Genomic DNA, 19856 nt, shown 5'->3' on the forward strand with positions numbered 1-19856 from the left:
ACTCAACCCAGCCGCCAAGGACGGCGGGCTCGAACCGGAGGTTTTTCAATGAAGATCGCCACCAAGAGAGGACTGATCGCGTCGGCCGCGGTCCTCCTCACCGCACTCAGTCTCACAGCCTGTTCGAACGGCTCCGGCAGCGGGGGCTCCTCCACCGCCGACGCCTCGAAGGCCCAGATCGGCCTTCTCCTCCCCGACTCCGTGACCGCCCGCTACGAGGCGGCCGACAAGCCCTTCTTCGAAGCGAAGATCAAAGACCTCTGCCCCGACTGCAAGGTGCTCTACGCGAACGCAGACGGCGACGCCAGCAAGCAGCAGCAGCAGGCGGAGTCCATGCTGACCCAGGGCGTCAAGGTGCTCGTCCTCGACCCGTTCGACGGCGAGGCCGCCGCCTCCATCGTCGGCGAGGCGAAGGCCAAGAACATCCCGGTCATCTCCTACGACCGCCTGATCAACAGCAAAGACGTCGACTACTACATCTCGTTCGACAACGAGGAGGTCGGCAAGCTGCAGGCCACCGCGCTCGTGGACAAGCTCAAGAAGGACGGCGTCGCGGCAGGCAGCGGCATCCTGATGGTCAACGGCTCGCCGACCGACAACAACGCGACCCTGTTCAAGAAGGGCGCACACAGCGTGATCGACACCAGCGGCTACAAGGTGCTCGCCGAGTACGACACACCCGGATGGGACCCGGCGCAGGCTCAGAACTGGGTGTCGGGCCAGATCACGCAGTTCGGCAGCCAGATCACGGCGATCTACGCGGCCAACGACGGAACGGGCGGCGGCGCGATCGCCGCACTCAAGGCAGCCAACGTCTCCCCGATCCCGCCGGTCACCGGTCAAGACGCCGAGCTCGCCGGCATCCAGCGCATCCTCGCCGGCGACCAGTACATGACCGTGTACAAGGCCATCCAGCCGGAGGCCGAGAAGGCGGCCGAGCTCGCGATCGCGCTCACCAAGGGGCAGAAGCCTGCCGGCGACACGAGTGTCGACACCGCGGGCGGCGCGAAGATCGCCTCGTTCCTGCTCAAGCCGGTCGCCGTGACGACCGACAACATCGAGAGCACCGTCGTCAAGGACGAGTTCTACGGAGCGGACTCCGCTGCGAAGATCTGCACGGCGGACTACAAGGCGGCGTGCGACAAGTACGGCATCAAGTAACACCTGGCAGCGCGGCCCTCCAGATGCGCCACGCACCTGGAGGGCCGCGTGCACCCGCCCTACGATTGACCCGAACCACCAGCTCACCTCGAAGGAGAGAACGCCGTGACCATGGAATCCGCGATCGCCGAGGAGGAGCGGACCGAGCGCCGGCCCGTACTCTCGCTGAGCGGCGTCTCGAAAGGCTTCGGCGCCGTTCAGGCGCTCACCGACATCCATCTCGACGTCTACCCGGGCGAGGTCGTCGCCCTCGTCGGCGACAACGGCGCCGGCAAGTCCACGCTCGTGAAGATCCTCGCGGGCGTGCACCCGCAGGATTCGGGCACCATCACCTTCGACGGGCAGGATGTGACCATCCCGTCGCCCGCCGCATCGCGCGAGCTCGGGATCGCCACCGTCTTCCAGGACCTCGCACTGTGCGACAACCTCGACGTCGTCTCGAACCTCTTCCTGGGGCGCGAGATCACCCACGGAACACTCGACGAGGAGGAGATGGAGAAGCGGTCGTGGAGCCTCCTCCGCCAGCTGTCGGCGCGCATCCCCTCCGTCCGGATCGCGGTCGCGTCGCTCTCCGGCGGCCAGCGCCAGACCGTCGCGATCGCCCGCTCGCTGATCGGCGACCCGCGCGTCGTCATCCTCGACGAGCCGACCGCCGCCCTCGGCGTCGCGCAGACCGCCGAGGTGCTCAACCTCATCGAGCGGCTGCGCGAGCGCGGGCTCGGCGTGCTCCTCATCAGCCACAACATGGCCGACGTGCAGGCCGTGGCCGACCGGGTCGCGGTCCTCCGCCTCGGCCGCAACAACGGCGACTTCCACGTGGCCGACGTCAGCTACGAGGAGATCATCTCGGCCATCACTGGCGCCACCGACAACGTCGTGAGCCGCCGGGCGGGTCGCGCCGGCGAGAGCACGGTCGAGACCACCGGCAGCAGCGAAGGGAAGGCCGACGCATGAGCAAGGCAACAGCGGAGACCCCCGCGGAGGTCGCGGCCGACCTGCAGGACGAGCGCCTCATCCGGGAGGAGGGCCTCGGCGGCGCGCTGCGCGGCTTCGGCCGCCGGGTGCGCGGCGGCGACCTCGGATCGCTGCCGGTCGTCATCGGCCTCGTCGTGATCTGGGTCGTCTTCCAGGTGCTCAACCCCAACTTCCTCAGCGCCAACAACCTGGTGAACCTCACGCTGCAGTGCGCGGCGATCGGGACCATCTCGATCGGCATCGTGCTCGTGCTGCTGCTGGGCCAGATCGACCTCTCGGTCGGCTCCGTGAGCGGTGTCTCCGCCGCCATCCTCGGCGTCGGCTTCACCCAGCTCCACTGGCCGCTGTGGGCGACCGTCATCGTGGCGATCCTCGCGGGCGCGGTGATCGGGTACGTCTACGGCCTGCTCTTCACCCGCTTCGGCGTGCCGAGCTTCGTCATTACGCTCGCCGGTCTCCTCGGCTTCCTCGGCGTGCAACTGTGGATCCTCGGCGCCAACAGCTCGATCAACATCCCCTACGACTCGTGGATCGTGCAGTTCGCCCAGCAGACGTTCCTGCCGCCGTGGGCCGCCTATGCGCTGGCGGTGATCGCGGCAGGCGGGATGTTCGTCTCCGACTGGCGCAGCAACGTGCGCCGCCGGAACGCGGGGCTCTCGGAAGGTTCGACGGCCGCAGTCGCACTCAAGGCCGGCCTGCTCCTCATCGGTCTCTGTATCGCCGTCTGGTACCTCTCGACCGACCGCGGCACGGGAGCGATGTTCCTCTTCTTCGTGGTGCTCGTGATCGTGATGAACTTCTTCCTCACCCGCACCAAGTGGGGCCGCTCGGTCTTCGCGGTCGGCGGCTCCGTCGAGGCGGCGCGCCGAGCCGGCATCAAGGTCAACCGCGTGTTCATCAGCGTGTTCATCCTCTGCTCCACCTTCGCCGCCGTCGGTGGTCTGCTCGCGGCCGCCCGGCTCGCCTCCGTGGGTGCCGGCTCCGGCGGCACGGACACGAACCTCAACGCGATCGCCGCGGCGGTCATCGGCGGCACGAGCCTCTTCGGCGGGCGCGGCTCCGCCTGGTCCGCGCTCCTCGGCATCCTGGTCATCCAGTCGATCTCGAACGGTCTGACCCTCATGAACCTCGACTCGTCCTACCGGTTCATGATCACGGGCGCCGTGCTGCTCCTGGCGGTCATCATCGACTCGCTGTCGCGCCGGTCGAGGGCGTCGCACGGCCAAGCCTGAGCAGGGGCGGGTGTGAGAAGGTGGTCGGGTGACCCGCACCACCACCTTCCGCGCCCGCCTTCTGCGTGAAGGCGAGGCACCGCGCACGGTGACGGAGCGCGCCCCCTCGGACGCGCCGCCGCGCACGCTGCGCCGACGGGCGTCCGCAGGCGGCATGTACGACGTCTACGCCCTGCTCGACGCGGACGGTTGGCCCGCGACGGCGACCTACAGCTTCGTGCAGACGTTGTCACCGGCGCCGTCGGCGGCGGACGACTGAGCCGGAACACGCCCCGCCGGTCAGTTCAGACCGCTGCCGCCGCCGCACGGGCGGCGCCGGGGAGTGCTTCCAGGATGCGGCCGATCGCCTCGTCGTCGTGCGCGGCCGTGACGAACCAGGCCTCGAAGACGCTCGGCGGGAGCGAGACACCCGCGTCGAGCATGGCGTGGAAGAAGGCGCGATAGCGGAACGCCTCCTGGGTCTGCACCTCGGCGTACGTGCGCGGAGCCGTCGCGAATTCACCGAAGACGAAGCTGAACAGGCTGCCCGCGCGCTGCACGCGGTGGGCGACGCCCTCGGCGGCGAGCGCAGCGGAGACGGCTGCGGAGACGGTCTCGGCGACGACGTCGAGCCGATCGTAGACGGCCTCGTCCGCGTGCGCGAGGGTCGCGAGCCCGGCGGCGACGGCGACCGGATTGCCGGAGAGCGTGCCCGCCTGGTAGACGGGGCCGGTGGGGGCGAGGAAGTCCATCAGCTCGGCGCGACCGCCGAGCGCGGCCAACGGCATCCCGCCGCCGACGACCTTGCCGAAGGTGACGAGATCGGGCGTGTAGCCGCGGTCCAGACCCCAGAATCCGGCCTCGCTCACGCGGAACCCGGTGAGCACTTCGTCCAGGATGAGCAGGGCGCCGAACTCGTGGGCGAGGTCGACGAGGGCGGCGTTGAAGCCCGGGTCCGGCGGGACGACGCCCATGTTGGCGGCCGCGGCCTCCGTGATGACAGCGGCGATGTCCGGGCCGTTGGCTTCGAAGGCGGCGCGCACGGCGTCCAGGTCGTTGTACGGGAGCACCAGAGTCTGCGCGGCCGTCGCCTCGGTGACGCCCGCCGAACCAGGGAGCGACAGCGTCGCGAGGCCGGAGCCGGCCTCCGCGAGGAGGCTGTCGGAGTGGCCGTGGTAGTGCCCGGCGAATTTGATCAGCAGCGGCCGGCCGGTGAAGCCCCGGGCGAGCCGGATGGCGGTCATGGTCGCCTCGGTGCCGGTGGAGACCAGCCGCAGCTTCTCGATGAACGGCACGCGCCCGAGCACGGCCTCCGCCAGCTCGGTCTCGGCCGGCGTGGATGCGCCGAACGACAGGCCATGAGCCGCGGCCTGCTGCACAGCGGCGACCACGGCGGGATGCGCGTGGCCCAGGATGGCCGGCCCCCACGACGCGACGAGGTCGACGTACTCGCGCCCCTGGGCATCAGTGATGTAGGGACCGCGGGCCGACACCATGAAGCGCGGCGTCCCGCCGACGGAACGGAATGCCCGTACCGGCGAGTTGACGCCGCCGGGGATGACACGCTGCGCGCGCTCGAACTGCGCGAGATTGACGTCGCCGAGAGCGGCGCCGTCGGCCAGACCCTGCACGTCGCTGCCCTGCACGTCGCTCATCGCAGCCACCCCGCCACCTCGGTCGCCCAGTAGGTCATGATCGCATCGGCTCCGGCCCGGCGGGCGCCGATCAGGGTCTCCTCGACGATGCGGCGACGGTCGATCCAGCCGTGCGCGGCCGCGGCCTCCACCATCGCGTACTCGCCCGACACCTGGTAGGCCCAGACCGGCACGTCGCTGATCGCGGCCACATCGCTGAGCACGTCGAGATAGCTCAGGGCCGGCTTGACCATGAGGATGTCGGCGCCTTCGTCGAGATCGAGGCGCGCCTCCCGGAGTCCCTCGCGGCGGTTGGCCGGGTCCTGCTGGTAGGCGCGGCGGTCGCCGGAGAGCTGCGAGTCGACAGCCTCACGGAACGGCCCGTAGAAAGCGGAGGCGTACTTCGCCGCGTAGGCGAGCAGCACGACGTCGTGGCGGCCGGCCGCGTCGAGCGCGTCGCGCACCGCCCCGACCTGGCCGTCCATCATGCCGGAGAGCCCGAGCAGCTGAGAACCGGCCTCCGCCTGGGCGATGGCCATGTCGCGGTACCGCTCCAGCGTCGCGTCGTTGTCCACATGGCCGGCGTCGTCGAGCACGCCGCAGTGCCCGTGGTCGGTGAACTCGTCGAGGCACAGGTCCGTCTGCACCACGAGCGCGTCGCCGACCTCGGAGACCAGCGCACGGGTGGCGACGTTGAGGATGCCGTCGGGGTCGGTCGCGGCGCTGCCCACCGCATCCCGCGTCTCCGGCACACCGAACAGCATCACGCCGCCGACGCCGGCCTCGGCCGCCTGCACGGCCGCGCGCTTGAGCGAGTCGATGCTATGCTGCTGCACCCCCGGCATCGACGCGATCTGCAGCGGCTCGGCGGTGCCCTCGCGCACGAACATCGGGAGGATCAGCTCGGCCGGGTGGAGCCGCGTCTCCGCGGTCAGACGGCGGAGGGCCGGACTCTGCCGGAGGCGACGCGGGCGGATGACGGGATGCAGCTCACTCACTCGCCCAAGCCTACGCCTGCGTTGCTGGGCGCCTGCCCGGCTCCGGCACGTGCCGATTCGGTCCAGAAGTCGGCTTTCGCGGCGCCGGAACGGCGATTCGGTCCAGACGCGGAGAGGTCAGGAGGCGCGGGAGCGGGCGCGGGCGACCTCGGCGACGGCGTCGATCAGGGAGGACGCCGTGCGCTCGGCGGCGATCACATCGACGCGCAGGCCGAAGGCGCGGGCGTCCCGGGCGGTCTGCGGACCGATCGCGGCGACGAGGGTCGTCTCGGGAATCGGCCCGAGCTGGAGCTGGACCTGCTCGGCGACGGAGCCGCTGGTCACGAGGATGGCCTGCACCAGCCCGTCATGCACATCCGACACCACGGCCTCCGGGACCGAGACGCCGACGGTGCGGTAGGCGACGACCGACTCCACATCGTGACCGATGCGCCGCAGACCCTCGGTCAGCAACGGCTTCGCGATCTCGGAGCGGAGCGTCAGGATGCGCAGCGGCACCGCGCCCTGCGTCGCCGCCTCCCACTCCTCGAGAAGGCCGCGGGCGGAGTTGTCCTCCGACGGCACGAGGTCGACTTTGTAGCCGGCCGCCGCGAGCGCCGCCGCGGTGGTCTCACCGACCGCGGCCACGCGTGTGCTCGGGGGAACGACGGCGCGCTGGGCGCTGAGCACGTCCACCGTCGTCGCGCTGGTGACCGTCATCCAGTCGAAATCGCCGGCGGCGAGCCGCTCCAGCGCGCGCTCCAGTGCCGGGGCGTCCGCCGTGGGGGCGAAGTTGATCATGGCGGCGACGACCGGGGAGGCGCCCTTGGAGCGCAGATCGGCCGCGACCGAGTCACCCCAGGGGCCGCCGCGCGGGACGAGGACGCGCCAGCCGGAGAGCGGCTTCGGGGCGGCGGACGGCTGAGTCATCGGGTACTCCCCAGCGGAGCCAGGTCGGCGGCCCCCGCGCCGAGCAGTTCGGAGACCACACGCTCCCCGACGTCGCGTGCGGCCTCGTCGAGGTGAGCGGCGCTCAGGGAGTCGGGGGTCGCGGCATGGGACGCGGTGATCCGCTCGGTGCCGTCGGGACGGTAGACCGAGGCGGTGAGGAAGAGCAGGCCGTCGTCGACCAGGGCGGTCGCCCCGATCGGTGCGGCGCACCCGGCCTGCAGTCCGGCGAGCACGGCGCGCTCGGCGGTGACGACGGCGTGCGTCGTGACATGGTCGACGGCGTGGAGCGCGCGGGCGATCGGTCCGCGCCCCTTCTCGTCGCCGGCTCGCACCTCGAGAGCGAGCGCACCCTGCCCGGGGGCGGTCGGCATCTGCGAGAGCGCGAAGTAGTCGGTGACGGCGTCGAGGCGGCCCAGCCGGCCCAATCCGGCAGCGGCGAGCACGACGGCGTCGAGGTCGCCATCGGCGACGCGACCGAGCCGGGTGTCCACGTTGCCGCGGATGTCGACGACGTCGAGGTCGGGCCGGGAGGCCTTCAGCTGAGCGACGCGGCGCGGGGAACCCGTGCCGATCCGCGCGCCCTCCGGCAGGTCGTCGAAGGAGAGGCCGTCGCGGGCGCAGAGCGTGTCGCGGGCGTCCGCGCGCTTGGGCACGGCGCCGATCACGAGCCCCGGGGCCGCCGCGGTCGGGAGGTCTTTCAGGGAGTGGACCAGCAAGTCGCACTCGTCGGCGAGCAGGGCCTCCCGGAGCGCGGTGGCGAAGACGCCGGTGCCGCCCAGCTCGGAGAGGGACTCGCGCGACGTGTCGCCGTGCGTCGTGATCGTGACCAGCTCGACGTCCAGACCGGTCGCGCGGGCGATCGCCTCGGCGACCGCCGTCGTCTGCGCGACCGCGAGCGCACTGCCGCGTGTCCCCACGCGCAGCACGCCCTCGCGACGCTCGGCCGGCCCCTCGGCACGGCGCACGGCGCCGGTCACGGTGCGAGCCCCGCGGCGGCGGGTTTGAAGCCGAGGCGCACGTTCTCGCAGCAGCCGGGTCGGCACACGTCGTACCAGGGACCGAGGTCGGTCATCGCCGGGCGCTGATCGACCGGGACGCCGTCACGCCGCTCGAGCACCAGGTCGACGAGGCCCTTCACGTACTTCGCATGGGTGCCGGGAGTCGGCACCCGGACGGCGACGAGGCCGTTCTCCTCGCTGGACTCCATGGCCTCGTTGTCGAGGTCCCAGAGCACCTCCATGTGGTCGCTCACGAAACCGAGCGGGACGATGATGACGGCCTTGACGCCCGTCGCGGGCAGCTCGCCGATGCGGTCGTTGATGTCGGGCTCGAGCCACGGCATCGACGGCGGGCCGGAACGGGACTGGTAGACCAGGTCCCAGCCGATGACGCCGCCGGTGGCGGCCTGCGACACGACCTCCGCGACGGCGAGGTGCTGAGCCGCGTAGGCGCCTCCCTCGCCGAAGCCGCGCTCGGCCGGGCCGGACTTGGCGGCATCGGTCGAGGGGATGGAGTGGGTCGAGTAGAGGATGCGGATCTCGGTCGCCGGATCGATGCCGGGGACCTTCTCCTGCACCTCCGCGACCGCGTTCTTGACGCCCTCGATGAACGGCTCGACGAAGCCGGGGTGGTCGAAGAACTGGCGCACCTTGTCGATCTGGATGGTGCCCTCGAGCCCGGTCTCCTCCAGCACGCGGGCGAAGTCCTCGCGGTACTGCCGGCAGCTGGAATAGGAGGAGTACGCGCTGGTGGCGATGGCGATCAGCTTCGTGAAGCCCTGCTCCTGCGCCTCTTTCAGGGCGTCCTCGAGGTAGGGGTCCCAGTTGCGGTTGCCCCACAGCACCGGCAGGTCGATGCCCCGCGCGGCGAGCTCCGCCTCCAGCGCCGCCTTGAGCTCGCGGTTCTGGTCGTTGATCGGGCTCACGCCGCCGAAGTGGCGGTAGTGGTGCGCGACCTCCTCCAGGCGCTCCTCCGGGATGCCGCGACCGCGGGTGACGTTGCGGAGGAACGGGATGACGTCGTCCTGCCCCTCCGGTCCGCCGAACCCGGCGAGCAGGATGGCGTCGTACGCGACGGGCTCGGTGACGTGCTCGGGGCCGGAGGCGGCCGCCGGCGTCGCCCCGATGACGCGCGCTGTGGTCTCCGCGGTCACTGGAGCACCTCCACGACCTCGGCCGGCTCGACGCGGCGGCCGGTGAAGAACGGCACTTCCTCTCGGACATGCAGGCGGGCGTCGGTCTGGCGCAGGTCGCGCATCAGATCGACGAGGTCGACCAGCTCGTCGGACTCGAGCGGGAGGATCCACTCGTAGTCGCCGAGGGCGAAGGAGGCGACCGTGTTGGCCAGCACCGTGCGGAACGCGGCGCCCTTGCGGCCGTGCTCCGAGAGCATCCGGCCGCGCTCCTCGTCGGGGAGCAGGTACCACTCGTAGCTGCGCACGAAGGGGTAGACGCAGAGCCACCCCTTGGGCTCCTTGCCGCGGAGGAAGCCGGGGACGTGGGCCTTGTTGAACTCGGCGTCGCGGTGCACGCCCATCGCGTTCCACGTCGGGAGGAGCGCCTTGAAGAGCTGTGTGCGGCGCAACTGGCGCAACGCCCACTGCAGGCCCTCGGCCTCGGGGCCGTGCAGCCAGATCATGATGTCCGCGTCGGCGCGGAGGCCGGAGACGTCGTAGAGCCCGCGGGTGGTGACGCCCTGCAGGGTGAGATCGGCGATCACGCCTTCGAGCTCCGACACGGCCTTCGGCACGTCGGTGCCGTCGAGGTCGTCGGGGCGGGCGGGGTCGCGCCGGAGAACCGCCCAGAGGGCGAATCCGGTCGGAGTGTCGCTGGTTTCTTCGGGTGCGGTCGACTCTGCCGGAACGGCAGCCGGGGTACTCATACCCACAGTCTCCCTCTCATTCCTGTGAAGGCCAAAACGCGGCCCGGGAGGATCGTCAGCGCCGGGTGAGGCGCACGACGCCCCAGACGACGCCGCCGATCGCGGCGGCCACCCCCGCGGCGACACCGGCGAAGGCGAGGGGGTTGTCGGCGGCCATGCGCTTCACCCGCTCGGTCGCCCGCTTCGGGGCGTTCAGCTTGTACTCGATGGCGTCGAGGGTCGCCGCCAGCTCGGCGCGGGCGCGGTCGACGTCGCTGCGGTCAGTTGTCATACTTGCCCAGCCCTTTCAGAGCGTCCGCGTCTTCCTTGATGCTGTCGATGGTCTTCTGCGGCGCGACGCCGTCGATCCTCTTGAACGACCCGACGCCGATGAGCGCGAGGAGCGCCGCCAGGATCAGCAGCGCCCCGAACACGATGAGCGCGGCCGCCCATCCCGGAAGCACCACGGCGAGACCCAGCACCGCTGCGGCGACGAGCACTCCGAGCGCGAAGAACAGGAACGCGGCGGCGACCACGAACAGGCCTATACCGACGCCGGCATACTTCGCCTTCGCGGCGAACTCCGCCTTGAGGTGGGCGAGTTCGGCCTTCCCCAGCTCGATCACCAGCCGGGGCAGGTCGGAGATCAGCTCGACGAGGGACTTCGCGCGGGCGCGCTCCCGATCGGTCATTCCGCTCACTCCCTTCCGGTCGCCGCTCTCAGGCGTCCCGTTCGGCCCGCAGCGCGGCCTCCGCGGCGGGCGAAGGGTAGGTCTCCCGCGCCTCGCGGCGGCGCTCGTTGGCGCGGACGACGAACTTCTTCACGGTGACGAACACCGTCTCCGGGAACTCCCCGACCTTCTCGGCCACGAAGTCCTCCACGGCGTGCACCTGCTTCTGCACGCCAGGAGACTCCCAGACCTTGGTCGCGGCCGACTTCATCTGCTCGTAGCGCTTGCGGCCGGCGCGCGTGCCGAGCACGTAGCCCACGGCCGCACCCGTGACGAAGAGAATCTTTCCGCGCATGTGGCTCCCTCTGCTCTGCCTACAGGTTGTCGGTCAGTGCCTTCCAGCGTAGACCCCGTGCGTTCTCGGCCGCCCGGCGGGCGTCCGGGACGACCGAGGCCAGTCCGGTGCCCGTCAGCCAGGACCCCGTAACCTCGAGGCCCTCGACGGCTTCGGCTGCGTCGCGGACCCGCTGGATGCGGTCCCGCTGCCCCACTGTTGCATAGGGGAGGGCGTTCGTCCAGGGGGTCCGGGCGAATGCCACCAGGTCGGATTCCCTGAGCGGAATATTGAGCAGCCGGCCGGCGTCCGCGACGGCCAGAGCGCGCAGCGCGGCATCGTCGAGCTCGCGCGACTCGGCGGGACGGCCGGCGCGACCGTACGAGAGGCGGACGACGTGGCGGCCGGGGCCGGCGGCCTCCGCGACCCACGCCCACTTGGCGCTGGAGTGGGTCATCGCCTTGGCGGTCACGTCCGCGTCGGCGGTGTCGGCGACCAGCACGCCGGTGCCCTGCGGAGCCGCGGCCAGGCGGTCGTCGGCGAGCACGAGCGTGACCAGCTCCACACTCGAGGAAGCCGGCCATTCGAGCCCGGCGAGGTCGCCGAGTGCATCGTCGGCGGTCGCGAGCAGGGCGAGCGCGGGATCTGCGGGGGCGGCGAGCACGACGGCATCCGCGTCGATCCGCTCCCCGTCGGCGAGTCGGACGCTCCAGCGCGCCGGGCGGTCGGCGTCGCCGACGACCGTCGGCGTCGGGAGTTCGAGCTCGTCGGCGAGGATGCCCGCCAGGGCGGCCTCGACGGCCTCCGCCGCCTGCTCCTGGCCGCTCGGCGCCGCCCAGGGGTCGATCGCGGCGACCGGAGCGTGCAGCCGGATCGTCCCGCCGCGTGACGCGATGTCCTCGGCCAGCGCTGCTGGGAGGCGCCACATGCCGCCGCGGATGCCGCCGACCGCGCTGCCCGCCTTCGCGGCGGAGCGCAGCTCGCCGACGGCGCCGGAAAGCGAGCCGAGCCGGGTGAGCGCGGCATTGAGGCCGGGGGCGACCACGTCGACGTCGAGGTCGTCGGGCGCGGCGGCGTAGACCCCGGTGACGACCGGAGCCACGAGGAGGTCGAGGACCTTCGCGCCCATCCGGGAGCGGACGAGCGTACCGAGCCGCTTCTCCCGACCGATCTTCAGCACGGGGGTGAGGCGGTCGAGGTAGGCGCGGAGGGCGCCGCCCCATCCGACCGCGGCGACGACGTCGCGCGCCAGCGGGGAGCTCGGGATGCCGAGGAGGCCGGCCTTCGGAAGCGGCACGGAACGGCGGCCGTGCCGCACCCACGCGCCGGCGGCGTTCGGCTGGACCACGTCGCCGGAGAGGCCGAGCTCCTCGATCAGCTCGGCGACGTGCCCGCCGCGGGTGGCGAAGCTCTCCGCACCCGCGTCGAGGGTGAGTCCGTCGAGGTCGAGCGGGGCGACCGAGCCGCCGACGCGCTCCGACGCCTCCAGCACCGTCACCTCGAACCCGGGGCGGGCGCACTCACGCGCCACGACCAGCCCGGCGACGCCGCCGCCGATCACGACGATACGAGTGGGCGGCGCCTCGACCGCGTGCCGGATCTCGTCGGCGAGCGCGTCGTCGCTCATTCGAGCCGCCAGCCGTGCACGTGCTCGACCAACCGGGTCAGCACGGTCGGGTCGGTCTCGGGAGGGACGCCGTGGCCGAGGTTGAGGACGTGGGAGGGGGCGTCGCGGCCGCGCTCGAGCACATCGTCGACGTGCGCCTCCAGCACCTCCCACGGAGCGTCGAGCATGGCCGGGTCGACATTGCCCTGCAACGGCACCACGTGCCCGAGCCGGCGGCTCGCCTCGTCGAGGGGGATGCGGTAGTCGACGCCCACGGTGTCGGCGCCGACATCGTGCATGGCCGTGAGGAGCTCGCCGGTGCCGACGCCGAAGTGGACGATCGGGACGTTGCGGGTCTCCGGCTCGACGGGCGCCGCGAGGTCGTCCGACGCCGCTGGAGCTCCGGGCACCGCGTAGGTCAGGTCGCGCACGTGCGAGAGCGCCCGGGCGGAGGCGGGGGCGACGTGCTGCACGTAGTCGTGGAGGGACAGCGAGCCCGCCCAGGAGTCGAAGAGCTGCGCCGCGCTCGTCCCGGCGAGCACCTGCGCGCGCAGGAACGCGCCGGAGATGTCCGCGGCCCACGCCATGAGGCGCGCCCACGCGTCGGGGTCGGCGTGCATGAGCGTGCGGGCGCGGATGTGGTCCTTGGAAGGTCCGCCCTCGACCAGGTAGGCGGCCAGAGTGAAGGGCGCACCGGCGAAACCGATCAAGGGGGTGTCACCCAGCTCGGCGATCGTGAGCCGCACGGCCTCGGCGATCGGTGCGAACACGTCGTCGCCGAGCGCGGCCGGGTCGACGGCAGTGAGCCGATCGACGTCGGCCGCCGTGCGCACGGGGTGCGCGAAGACCGGCCCCTTGCCGGGCTGGATCTCCACCTCCACGCCGGCGAGCTTCAGCGGCACCACGATGTCGCTGAAGAAGATGCCGGCGTCGACGCCGTGGCGGCGAACCGGCTGGAGCGTGATCTCGCTCGCCATCGCCGGGTCGAGGCAGGCGTCGAGCATGCGGGTGCCGACGCGCAGCTCCCGGTACTCCGGGAGGGAGCGGCCGGCCTGGCGCATGAACCAGACGGGCGTCGTCTCGGGGCGGTCGCCCTGGTAGGCGCGGACGAGACGGCTGGAGGTCGTGCGGCCGGCGGCGAGGGGGTGGGCGGGGGCGAGTGCGGTCACCCCCTGATTCTGCCAGGGTCGAATCTGCCAATACCCCGGGAATAGGCGCGCCCGACGGCCGGGGAGTCCCCGCCGATTCGAGGTTCGTCGCCGTCGAGCGTAGGATTTCGCCCGTGCTTCTCTGCTTCTCGTCGAGCCACCGCACGGCGGATTTCGACCTCCTCGAACGGCTCGAGCGCTCCGCGCCGGCCGTGACCGCGGCGCTCGCGGAGCACAGCGAGCTCGTCGCCGGATCGGTCGTCGTCGCCACCTGCAACCGCTTCGAGGCCTACCTCGACATCGACGACCCGCTGCCCTCCGCGCGGGCCGTCTCGTCGGAGACCGTGATCGACGCCGTCAGCGCCGCGAGCGGCATCCCCGCTGACGAGCTGCGCACCTCCAGCACCGTGTACTGCGACCACTCGGTCGCCGAGCACCTCTTCGCGGTCTCCAGCGGCCTCGAGTCCGTCGTCGTCGGCGAAGGCGAGATCGCCGGTCAGGTGCGCCGCTCGCTCGAGTCGGCCCGCGCCTCCGGCACCGTCACCAGCGACCTGGAGCGCCTGTTCCAGGTCGCCTCCCGCACCTCCCGCGGGGTCAAGAACCGCACCGGCATCATGACCGCCGGCCGCTCGATGGTCCGCCTGGCGCTCGACCTGGCCGAGAGCCGGATCAGCGATTGGTCGCAGACCCGCGTGCTGCTCGTCGGCACCGGCAAGTACGCCGGTGCGAGCCTCGCCGCGCTGCGGGACAAGGGCGCGGACGACGTGCGTGTCCACTCGGCGTCGGGACGCGCCGCGAAGTTCGCGCTGTCGCATGACGTGCGCCCCGTCGTCGAGGGCGGACTGCTCGAGGCCCTCGCCCGGGCCGACCTCGTCGTCACCTGCACCACGGTCACCGACTACGTGCTCACCCGTGAACTCCTGGCCGACGCACTCGCGCAGCCCGGGGCCGCCGAGCGCCGCCTGGTCGTCGACCTGGGCCTCCCTCGCAACGTCGACCCGGCCGTCGCCGAGCTCGACGGCGTGGAGCTGCTCGACCTCGAGACCATCAGCATCCACGCTCCCCTCGAGGAGCTCTCGGCCGCAGACGACGCCCGCAGCATCGTCGGGAAGGCCGCCGCGGAGTTCGCCGCCCAGACCGCCGAGCAGGCCGTGACGCCGGCGCTGGTCGCGCTCCGCAAGCACGTGTTCGACGTGCTCGACGCCGAGATCGAGCGTGCCCGCTCGCGTGGTGCCGACGAGCAGACGGAGGTCGCACTGCGCCACCTCGCCGGTGTGCTCCTCCACACCCCGTCCGTGCGAGCGCGCGAGCTCGCGCGCAGCGGCGACGCCGACGCGTTCGTCGCAGGCGCCGCAGCCCTGTTCGGTCTCGAGATCGAGGCCGCCGCCGCGCGGCCGCGACTGAGCGCCGTCGACGACGAGACGGCCGCATCCTGACCACCCCGACCGGAGGACCCGTGAGCGACGACGCCGCAGCCCCCACCGAGACCGTCGAGCCGCATGGCGCGACGGGGCTCCCCTACGCCGCACAGGAGCTGCGCACCGAGCGGCTGCTCCTGCGCCCTCTGAACACGGGCGATCTCGACGACGTGCACGCCTACCAGAAGCTGAAGGACGTCGTGCGCTACCTCTACTGGGAGGTGCACGACCACGAGGAGTCCGCCAAGCACCTGCGCAAGCGGATCGCGATGAACCGCCTCGAGAAGGACGGCGAGGGCATCGTCTACGCGGTGGAGCTGCCCGACCCCTATAGCGGCCACGGCCGCGTCATCGGCGACATGAGCGTGTTCCTGAAGTCGGCGGCATGGGGCAAGTTCGAGATCGGCTGGGTGTTCCATCCCGCCTTCCACGGCAACGGCTTCGCCAGCGAGGCGGCGGAGGCGATCCTCGGCCTCTGCTTCGACACCCTCGGCGCCCACCGGGTGTTCGCCCAGCTCGACGCCCGCAACGAGGCGTCGGCCCGGCTGTGCGAGCGCATCGGCATGCGGCAGGAGGCCCTCCTGCGCGAGACCGAGATCTTCAAGGGCGAGTGGTCCGACACGGCCGTCTACGCCCTGCTCGAGCAGGAGTGGCGCTCCCGCTGACCGACGGCCCGGCGCGGGCACCTGCGCATCCTCGTTAGGATGGTTGCGGACTTCTCCACCCTCCGCACCGACCCCACGAACAGGGAGCACCATGGCCGCCACGTCGAAGCTGGATTCCGTCATCACGCTGGCTCAGCACCGCGGATTCGTCTTCCCGTCCGGTGACATCTACGGCGGAACGCGCTCGGCGTGGGACTACGGCCCCCTCGGCGTCGAGCTCAAGGAGAACATCAAGCGCGAGTGGTGGAACCGCTTCGTGCGCGGCCGCGGCGACATGGTCGGCCTCGACTCCGCGATCATCCTCCCGACCGCGGTATGGGAGGCGTCGGGTCACGTGAAGGTGTTCAGCGACCCGCTGACCGAGTCGCTCATCACCCACAAGCGCTACCGCGCCGACCACCTCTTCGAGGCGTACGAGGCGCAGCACGGCCACCCGCCGGCGAACGGCCTCGACGACATCGCCGACCCCGACCACCCGGACAAGGTCGGCCAGTGGACCCCGATCCGCCAGTTCTCCGGACTGATGAAGACCTACCTCGGCGTCGTCGACGACGAGTCCGGCCTGCACTACATGCGCCCCGAGACCGCCCAGGGCATCTTCACCGACTTCGCCGCCGTGCTCCAGACGGCCCGCAAGAAGCCGCCGTTCGGCATCGGCCAGATCGGCAAGGCCTTCCGCAACGAGATCACGCCGGGCAACTTCATCTTCCGCACCCGCGAGTTCGAGCAGATGGAGATCGAGTTCTTCGTCGAGCCCGGCACCGACGAGGAGTGGTTCCAGACCTGGATCGACCTGTGCTGGGACTGGTTCGTCGACCTCGGCATCGACCCGGAGAACATCCGCCGCTTCGAGCACCCGAAGGACAAGCTGGCGCACTACTCGAAGCGCACCATCGACATCGAGTACAAGTTCGAGTTCGCGGGCAACGCGTGGGGCGAGCTCATGGGCGTCGCCAACCGCACCGACTACGACCTCAAGACGCACATCGAGAACTCCGGCAAAGACCTGAGCTACTTCGACCAGAACAAGAACGAGAGGTACGTGCCCTTCGTGATCGAGCCGTCGTTCGGCCTCACGCGCGCGCTCATGGCGTTCCTGGTCGACGCGTACGACGAGGAGGAGGTGCCGAACGCCAAGGGCGGCACCGACAAGCGCACCGTGCTGCACCTCGACCCGCGCCTCGCGCCGGTGAAGGTCGCCGTACTTCCGCTCTCCCGCAACGAGGCACTCTCGCCGCTCGCGCGCTCGCTGGCCGACCGCCTGCGTCAGCGCCGCAACGTGGACTTCGACGACTCGGGCGCCATCGGCCGCCGGTACCGCCGTCAGGACGAGATCGGCACTCCGCTGGCCGTCACCGTCGACTTCGACTCGCTGGAGGACGACGCCGTGACCGTGCGCGACCGCGACACGATGAAGCAGGAGCGCATCCCGCTCGAGGGCCTCGACCGATACCTGGCGGAGCGCCTGCGCGAGATCTGATCATCCGCCCGTCGACACGCGACGAGCGGGTCGGCGGGTAGGCGGGCGCCGCTCGTCAGGCCATACTCGTCTTCAGGAGCCCGACCGGGCTCGTCCGTCGACGACCGGAAGCGAGCATGAGCAGCGCCCCCACCGCGAGCGAGCGACGAGCGGACGCCGAGCAGGCGCCCGCGGAGCCCGGTCGCGGCCGAACGCCGCCCGCCGCTTTCTGGGTCGCCCTGAGCCGCTTCGCCCGGGTCGCGCCCGCGAGCATCGTGCTCGCCGTCGTCGTGCTGGCCGCATCCATCGTCACGGGCACGATGTGGAGCCCGGCGGCCGACAGCGGGACCGCCCTCGTCTGGGCGGCCGGGGTGACCACGACCATCCAGGGCGGGTTCTGGTGGACGCCGCTGACGGCCCTGTTCGTCCCGGAGGACGTCGCTCAGCTCGTCGTCGCCCTCGTGCTGGCGCTCACGCTGATGGCGGTCGCCGAGCGACTGCTCGGGACGCTGCGCGCCTCCCTCGCGTTCCTGGTGACGGGGGTGGTCGGCATCACGCTGGGCGTCGTCGGCCAGTGTGCGGCCGCGAGCGTCGGCGAGCTGTGGGCGACAGCCACCGAGTTCGACTTCACACTCGACCCGACCATCGGGATCGTCGGTGCGCTCATCACCGCGAGTGCCTTCGCGTCCGCACTCTGGCGTCGGCGGATCCGCCTCCTGACCTTCGCGACCGTACTCGCATTCGTGCTCTACAACGGCGACCAGAACAACGTGTACCGGCTGATCGCCGCGCTCGTCGGACTGGCACTGGGGGCGATCCTGCGCGGCGGTCGCATCCAGCGCATCCGGCGCAGCTCCCACGGCGAGACGCGCAATCTCGTCGCGGCGATCGTCGCGATCACTGCCCTCGGACCACTGGTGGCCCTGCTCCCGCCGGGCGGCCTCGGCCCCTTCTCGTTCATCGCGACGCTCTTCCAGCACCAGCAGCTCGACACGGCGACCGTGCTCCAGCAGTGCGACCAGGTCTACACCTCCAACTGCCGCCTGGAGCTCGCGGTCGTGTCGGTACAGGGCATCGGGCCGCTGCTGCTCACGCTGCTGCCGCTGGTGCTCCTGCTCGTCACGGCGATCGGTCTGCGCCGCGGGCGCCACTTCGCGCTCATCCTGGGCATCGTGGTCAACGCGGCCATGATCGTGCTGCCGTTCACCGCGCTTCCCGACGGCGACCTCCGCATCGACGTGGACGGCATCGACGCCCTCGCCCCGGCGATCGAGGCGCTGGCGTGGGTGCTCGCGGTGATCGTCGTGCCGCTGGCGTCGATCGTGCTGCTGATCGCCACCCGGCGGCAGTTCCAGATCCGGGCGCCGCGGGAGTCCGTCGTGCGGTTCACCCTCCTGGTGGTCTCGTCGTTCGTGCTCCTGGGCGTCGCGTACCTCATCGCCGGGCTCGCCTCCCTGGTCGAGTTCGTGCCCGACGCGACCATCGGCGACGTCTTCGCCTCGACCCTCCGGCGGTTCGTCCCGTCCGGATTCGAGTCGGTGCTCGGGCAGGTGATCGTGCCGACCGCACCCGCGGTGATCGTGCTCTATCAGTGGGTCGGGCCGGTGTTCTGGCTGATCTTCGTGGTCGCGACCATGCGGCTCTACCGCGCGACGTCCACCGGCCGCACCGTCGGCGACGAGCTGCACTTCCGTGAGCTGCTGCGGGCGGGCGGAGGAGGCACGCTCGGCTTCATGGGCACCTGGCCGGGCAACGTCTACTGGTTCAGCGAGGAGAACGACGCGGCGGTCGCCTACCGGGTGATCAACGGCATCGCGATCACGCTCTCCGACCCGGTGTGCCGCCCCGACCGCGCCGAGCGCGCGATCATCGAGTTCATCGGGTTCTGCGACGCCAACGGCTGGGTGCCCGTGTTCTACAGCATCCACGGTGCGTACCTGCCCGTGTTCGACTCCCTCGGCTGGCAGTCGGTCTCCGTCGGCGAAGAGACGCTGATGCACCCGCAGACCTTCGACATGGCGGGCAAGCCGTGGCAGAAGGTACGGCAGGCGCACAACCGCGGGCTCAAAGAGGGCATCACCACCGTCTGGTCGACCTGGGACGACCTGCCCCCGCTGCACCAGACCCAGATCGCCTCCATCAGCGAGCAGTGGGTGGCCGAGAAGGAGCTGCCGGAGATGGGGTTCACGCTCGGCGGCATGGCCGAGCTCAAGGACCCGGACGTGCGTCTCTTCCTCGCGTTCGACCCCGTGGGCGGTCTGCAGGCCGTGACGAGCTGGCTGCCGACCTGGCGCGACGGGAGGGTGGTCGCCTACACGATCGACTTCATGCGACGGGCGGACGAGAGCATCCCCGGGATCATGGAGTTCATCATCGCGTCGGCGGCGCTGCGGATGCGCGAGGACGGTGTGGAGACGCTCAGCCTCTCGGGCGCTCCCCTCGCGAGCAAACCGCTCGCACCCGACGAGGAGCCCGGAGAGCCCGACGCGATGGACCGCCTGCTCGGCTTCCTCGCCCGGACGCTCGAGCCCGCCTACGGGTTCGCCTCCCTGTTCAGGTTCAAGAGCAAGTTCAATCCGACGTACGAGACGATCTTCATGGCGTACGCGGACCCGATGGCGCTCCCGGCCATCGGGAACGCGATCGGCAAGGCCTACCTGCCCGACGCCAACGCGCGCGAGTACGTCGCACTGGCCCGCACCATCCTGCGCTGAACCGTCTGCGCTGCGTCGTCTGCGCTGAGCAGATCGGCCCCGTCCACACGGCCGCGGGCAGGCAGGCCGGCGT

The 19856-nt window shown here is 71.2% G+C and carries 19 protein-coding genes; 8 read left to right on the top strand and 11 right to left on the bottom strand.

The window, feature by feature from the left end:
* Positions 1-48 precede the first annotated feature (48 nt).
* From LLS1_RS17455 to LLS1_RS17470, 4 genes are all read left to right on the top strand, one after another.
* Positions 49-1161 (top strand): sugar ABC transporter substrate-binding protein, encoded by a 1113-nt coding sequence (locus LLS1_RS17455; protein WP_223358907.1) that lies wholly within the window; start codon positions 49-51, stop codon positions 1159-1161.
* A gap of 111 nt (positions 1162-1272) precedes the next feature.
* Complete coding sequence (locus LLS1_RS17460) at positions 1273-2115, top strand: ATP-binding cassette domain-containing protein (protein WP_226657625.1); 843 nt, start codon at positions 1273-1275, stop codon at positions 2113-2115.
* Complete coding sequence (locus tag LLS1_RS17465) at positions 2112-3368, top strand: sugar ABC transporter permease (protein ID WP_223358906.1); 1257 nt, start codon at positions 2112-2114, stop codon at positions 3366-3368. The genes LLS1_RS17460 and LLS1_RS17465 overlap by 4 nt, the downstream gene beginning before the upstream one ends.
* 28 nt (positions 3369-3396) lie before the next feature.
* Positions 3397-3627 carry a hypothetical protein gene (locus tag LLS1_RS17470; RefSeq protein ID WP_226657538.1) on the top strand — a complete coding sequence of 77 codons (231 nt, stop codon included), beginning with the start codon at positions 3397-3399 and terminating at the stop codon, positions 3625-3627.
* Positions 3628-3652: 25 nt separating this feature from the next.
* Here LLS1_RS17470 and hemL read toward each other — a convergent pair whose 3' ends face one another.
* The 11 genes from hemL to hemE form a co-directional block, all read right to left on the bottom strand.
* Positions 3653-5002 carry a glutamate-1-semialdehyde 2,1-aminomutase gene (gene hemL / locus LLS1_RS17475; protein ID WP_223358904.1) on the bottom strand — a complete coding sequence of 450 codons (1350 nt, stop codon included), beginning with the start codon at positions 5000-5002 and terminating at the stop codon, positions 3653-3655.
* Positions 4999-5970 (bottom strand): porphobilinogen synthase, encoded by a 972-nt coding sequence (gene hemB / locus LLS1_RS17480; protein WP_226657627.1) that lies wholly within the window; start codon positions 5968-5970, stop codon positions 4999-5001. Before hemB ends, hemL begins: the two co-directional genes overlap by 4 nt.
* 126 nt (positions 5971-6096) lie before the next feature.
* Positions 6097-6888 (bottom strand): uroporphyrinogen-III synthase, encoded by a 792-nt coding sequence (locus tag LLS1_RS17485; RefSeq protein ID WP_223358903.1) that lies wholly within the window; start codon positions 6886-6888, stop codon positions 6097-6099.
* On the bottom strand, positions 6885-7886 hold the full coding sequence (hemC, locus tag LLS1_RS17490; protein ID WP_226657540.1) for a hydroxymethylbilane synthase: 1002 nt from the start codon (positions 7884-7886) through the stop codon (positions 6885-6887). The genes LLS1_RS17485 and hemC overlap by 4 nt, the downstream gene beginning before the upstream one ends.
* Positions 7883-9061 (bottom strand): ferrochelatase, encoded by a 1179-nt coding sequence (locus tag LLS1_RS17495; protein WP_226657542.1) that lies wholly within the window; start codon positions 9059-9061, stop codon positions 7883-7885. Before LLS1_RS17495 ends, hemC begins: the two co-directional genes overlap by 4 nt.
* Positions 9058-9789, bottom strand: a complete 732-nt coding sequence (hemQ, locus tag LLS1_RS17500) for a hydrogen peroxide-dependent heme synthase (RefSeq protein WP_223358900.1) — start codon at positions 9787-9789, stop codon at positions 9058-9060. Before hemQ ends, LLS1_RS17495 begins: the two co-directional genes overlap by 4 nt.
* Before the next feature lie 55 nt (positions 9790-9844).
* Positions 9845-10060, bottom strand: a complete 216-nt coding sequence (locus tag LLS1_RS17505) for a DUF3618 domain-containing protein (protein ID WP_223358899.1) — start codon at positions 10058-10060, stop codon at positions 9845-9847.
* The gene (locus tag LLS1_RS17510; RefSeq protein WP_226657544.1) at positions 10050-10460 is read right to left on the bottom strand and encodes a phage holin family protein; all 411 of its coding nucleotides are present in this window, start codon (positions 10458-10460) and stop codon (positions 10050-10052) included. The genes LLS1_RS17505 and LLS1_RS17510 overlap by 11 nt, the downstream gene beginning before the upstream one ends.
* A gap of 28 nt (positions 10461-10488) precedes the next feature.
* Entirely contained in the window at positions 10489-10794 is a 306-nt protein-coding gene (locus tag LLS1_RS17515; protein ID WP_223358897.1) for a hypothetical protein, read from the bottom strand.
* A 19-nt stretch (positions 10795-10813) separates the two neighbouring features.
* Complete coding sequence (gene hemG, locus LLS1_RS17520) at positions 10814-12400, bottom strand: protoporphyrinogen oxidase (protein ID WP_226657546.1); 1587 nt, start codon at positions 12398-12400, stop codon at positions 10814-10816.
* On the bottom strand, positions 12397-13548 hold the full coding sequence (gene hemE, locus LLS1_RS17525) for a uroporphyrinogen decarboxylase (protein WP_226657548.1): 1152 nt from the start codon (positions 13546-13548) through the stop codon (positions 12397-12399). Before hemE ends, hemG begins: the two co-directional genes overlap by 4 nt.
* 113 nt (positions 13549-13661) lie before the next feature.
* Between hemE and LLS1_RS17530 the strand changes: the two genes are divergently transcribed.
* The 4 genes from LLS1_RS17530 (at position 13662) to LLS1_RS17545 (ending at position 19783) form a co-directional block, all read left to right on the top strand.
* Positions 13662-14963 carry a glutamyl-tRNA reductase gene (locus tag LLS1_RS17530; protein WP_226657550.1) on the top strand — a complete coding sequence of 434 codons (1302 nt, stop codon included), beginning with the start codon at positions 13662-13664 and terminating at the stop codon, positions 14961-14963.
* A 20-nt stretch (positions 14964-14983) separates the two neighbouring features.
* Positions 14984-15610 (top strand): GNAT family N-acetyltransferase, encoded by a 627-nt coding sequence (locus LLS1_RS17535; RefSeq protein WP_226657552.1) that lies wholly within the window; start codon positions 14984-14986, stop codon positions 15608-15610.
* Positions 15611-15701: 91 nt separating this feature from the next.
* Positions 15702-17090, top strand: coding sequence for a glycine--tRNA ligase (locus tag LLS1_RS17540; protein ID WP_226657554.1), 1389 nt, complete (start codon positions 15702-15704; stop codon positions 17088-17090).
* A 116-nt stretch (positions 17091-17206) separates the two neighbouring features.
* Positions 17207-19783: a bifunctional lysylphosphatidylglycerol flippase/synthetase MprF gene (locus LLS1_RS17545; protein ID WP_226657556.1), complete on the top strand. Its 2577-nt coding sequence runs from the start codon at positions 17207-17209 to the stop codon at positions 19781-19783.
* The last annotated feature ends 73 nt before the right edge of the window (positions 19784-19856 follow it).

It is taken from the genome of Leifsonia sp. LS1 (assembly GCF_020521355.1).
Lineage (GTDB): Bacteria > Actinomycetota > Actinomycetes > Actinomycetales > Microbacteriaceae > Leifsonia.

What these genes read in the sequence shown, in the direction of transcription:
- LLS1_RS17455 (WP_223358907.1), top strand. Translation starts at nt 49, where the DNA reads ATGAAGATCGCCACCAAGAGAGGACTGATCGCGTCGGCCGCGGTCCTC.
- LLS1_RS17460 (WP_226657625.1), top strand. Translation starts at nt 1,273, where the DNA reads ATGGAATCCGCGATCGCCGAGGAGGAGCGGACCGAGCGCCGGCCCGTA.
- LLS1_RS17465 (WP_223358906.1), top strand. Translation starts at nt 2,112, where the DNA reads ATGAGCAAGGCAACAGCGGAGACCCCCGCGGAGGTCGCGGCCGACCTG.
- hemL (WP_223358904.1), bottom strand. Translation starts at nt 5,002, where the DNA reads ATGAGCGACGTGCAGGGCAGCGACGTGCAGGGTCTGGCCGACGGCGCC.
- LLS1_RS17485 (WP_223358903.1), bottom strand. Translation starts at nt 6,888, where the DNA reads ATGACTCAGCCGTCCGCCGCCCCGAAGCCGCTCTCCGGCTGGCGCGTC.
- hemQ (WP_223358900.1), bottom strand. Translation starts at nt 9,789, where the DNA reads ATGAGTACCCCGGCTGCCGTTCCGGCAGAGTCGACCGCACCCGAAGAA.
- LLS1_RS17505 (WP_223358899.1), bottom strand. Translation starts at nt 10,060, where the DNA reads ATGACAACTGACCGCAGCGACGTCGACCGCGCCCGCGCCGAGCTGGCG.
- LLS1_RS17510 (WP_226657544.1), bottom strand. Translation starts at nt 10,460, where the DNA reads ATGACCGATCGGGAGCGCGCCCGCGCGAAGTCCCTCGTCGAGCTGATC.
- LLS1_RS17515 (WP_223358897.1), bottom strand. Translation starts at nt 10,794, where the DNA reads ATGCGCGGAAAGATTCTCTTCGTCACGGGTGCGGCCGTGGGCTACGTG.
- hemG (WP_226657546.1), bottom strand. Translation starts at nt 12,400, where the DNA reads ATGAGCGACGACGCGCTCGCCGACGAGATCCGGCACGCGGTCGAGGCG.
- LLS1_RS17540 (WP_226657554.1), top strand. Translation starts at nt 15,702, where the DNA reads ATGGCCGCCACGTCGAAGCTGGATTCCGTCATCACGCTGGCTCAGCAC.
- LLS1_RS17545 (WP_226657556.1), top strand. Translation starts at nt 17,207, where the DNA reads ATGAGCAGCGCCCCCACCGCGAGCGAGCGACGAGCGGACGCCGAGCAG.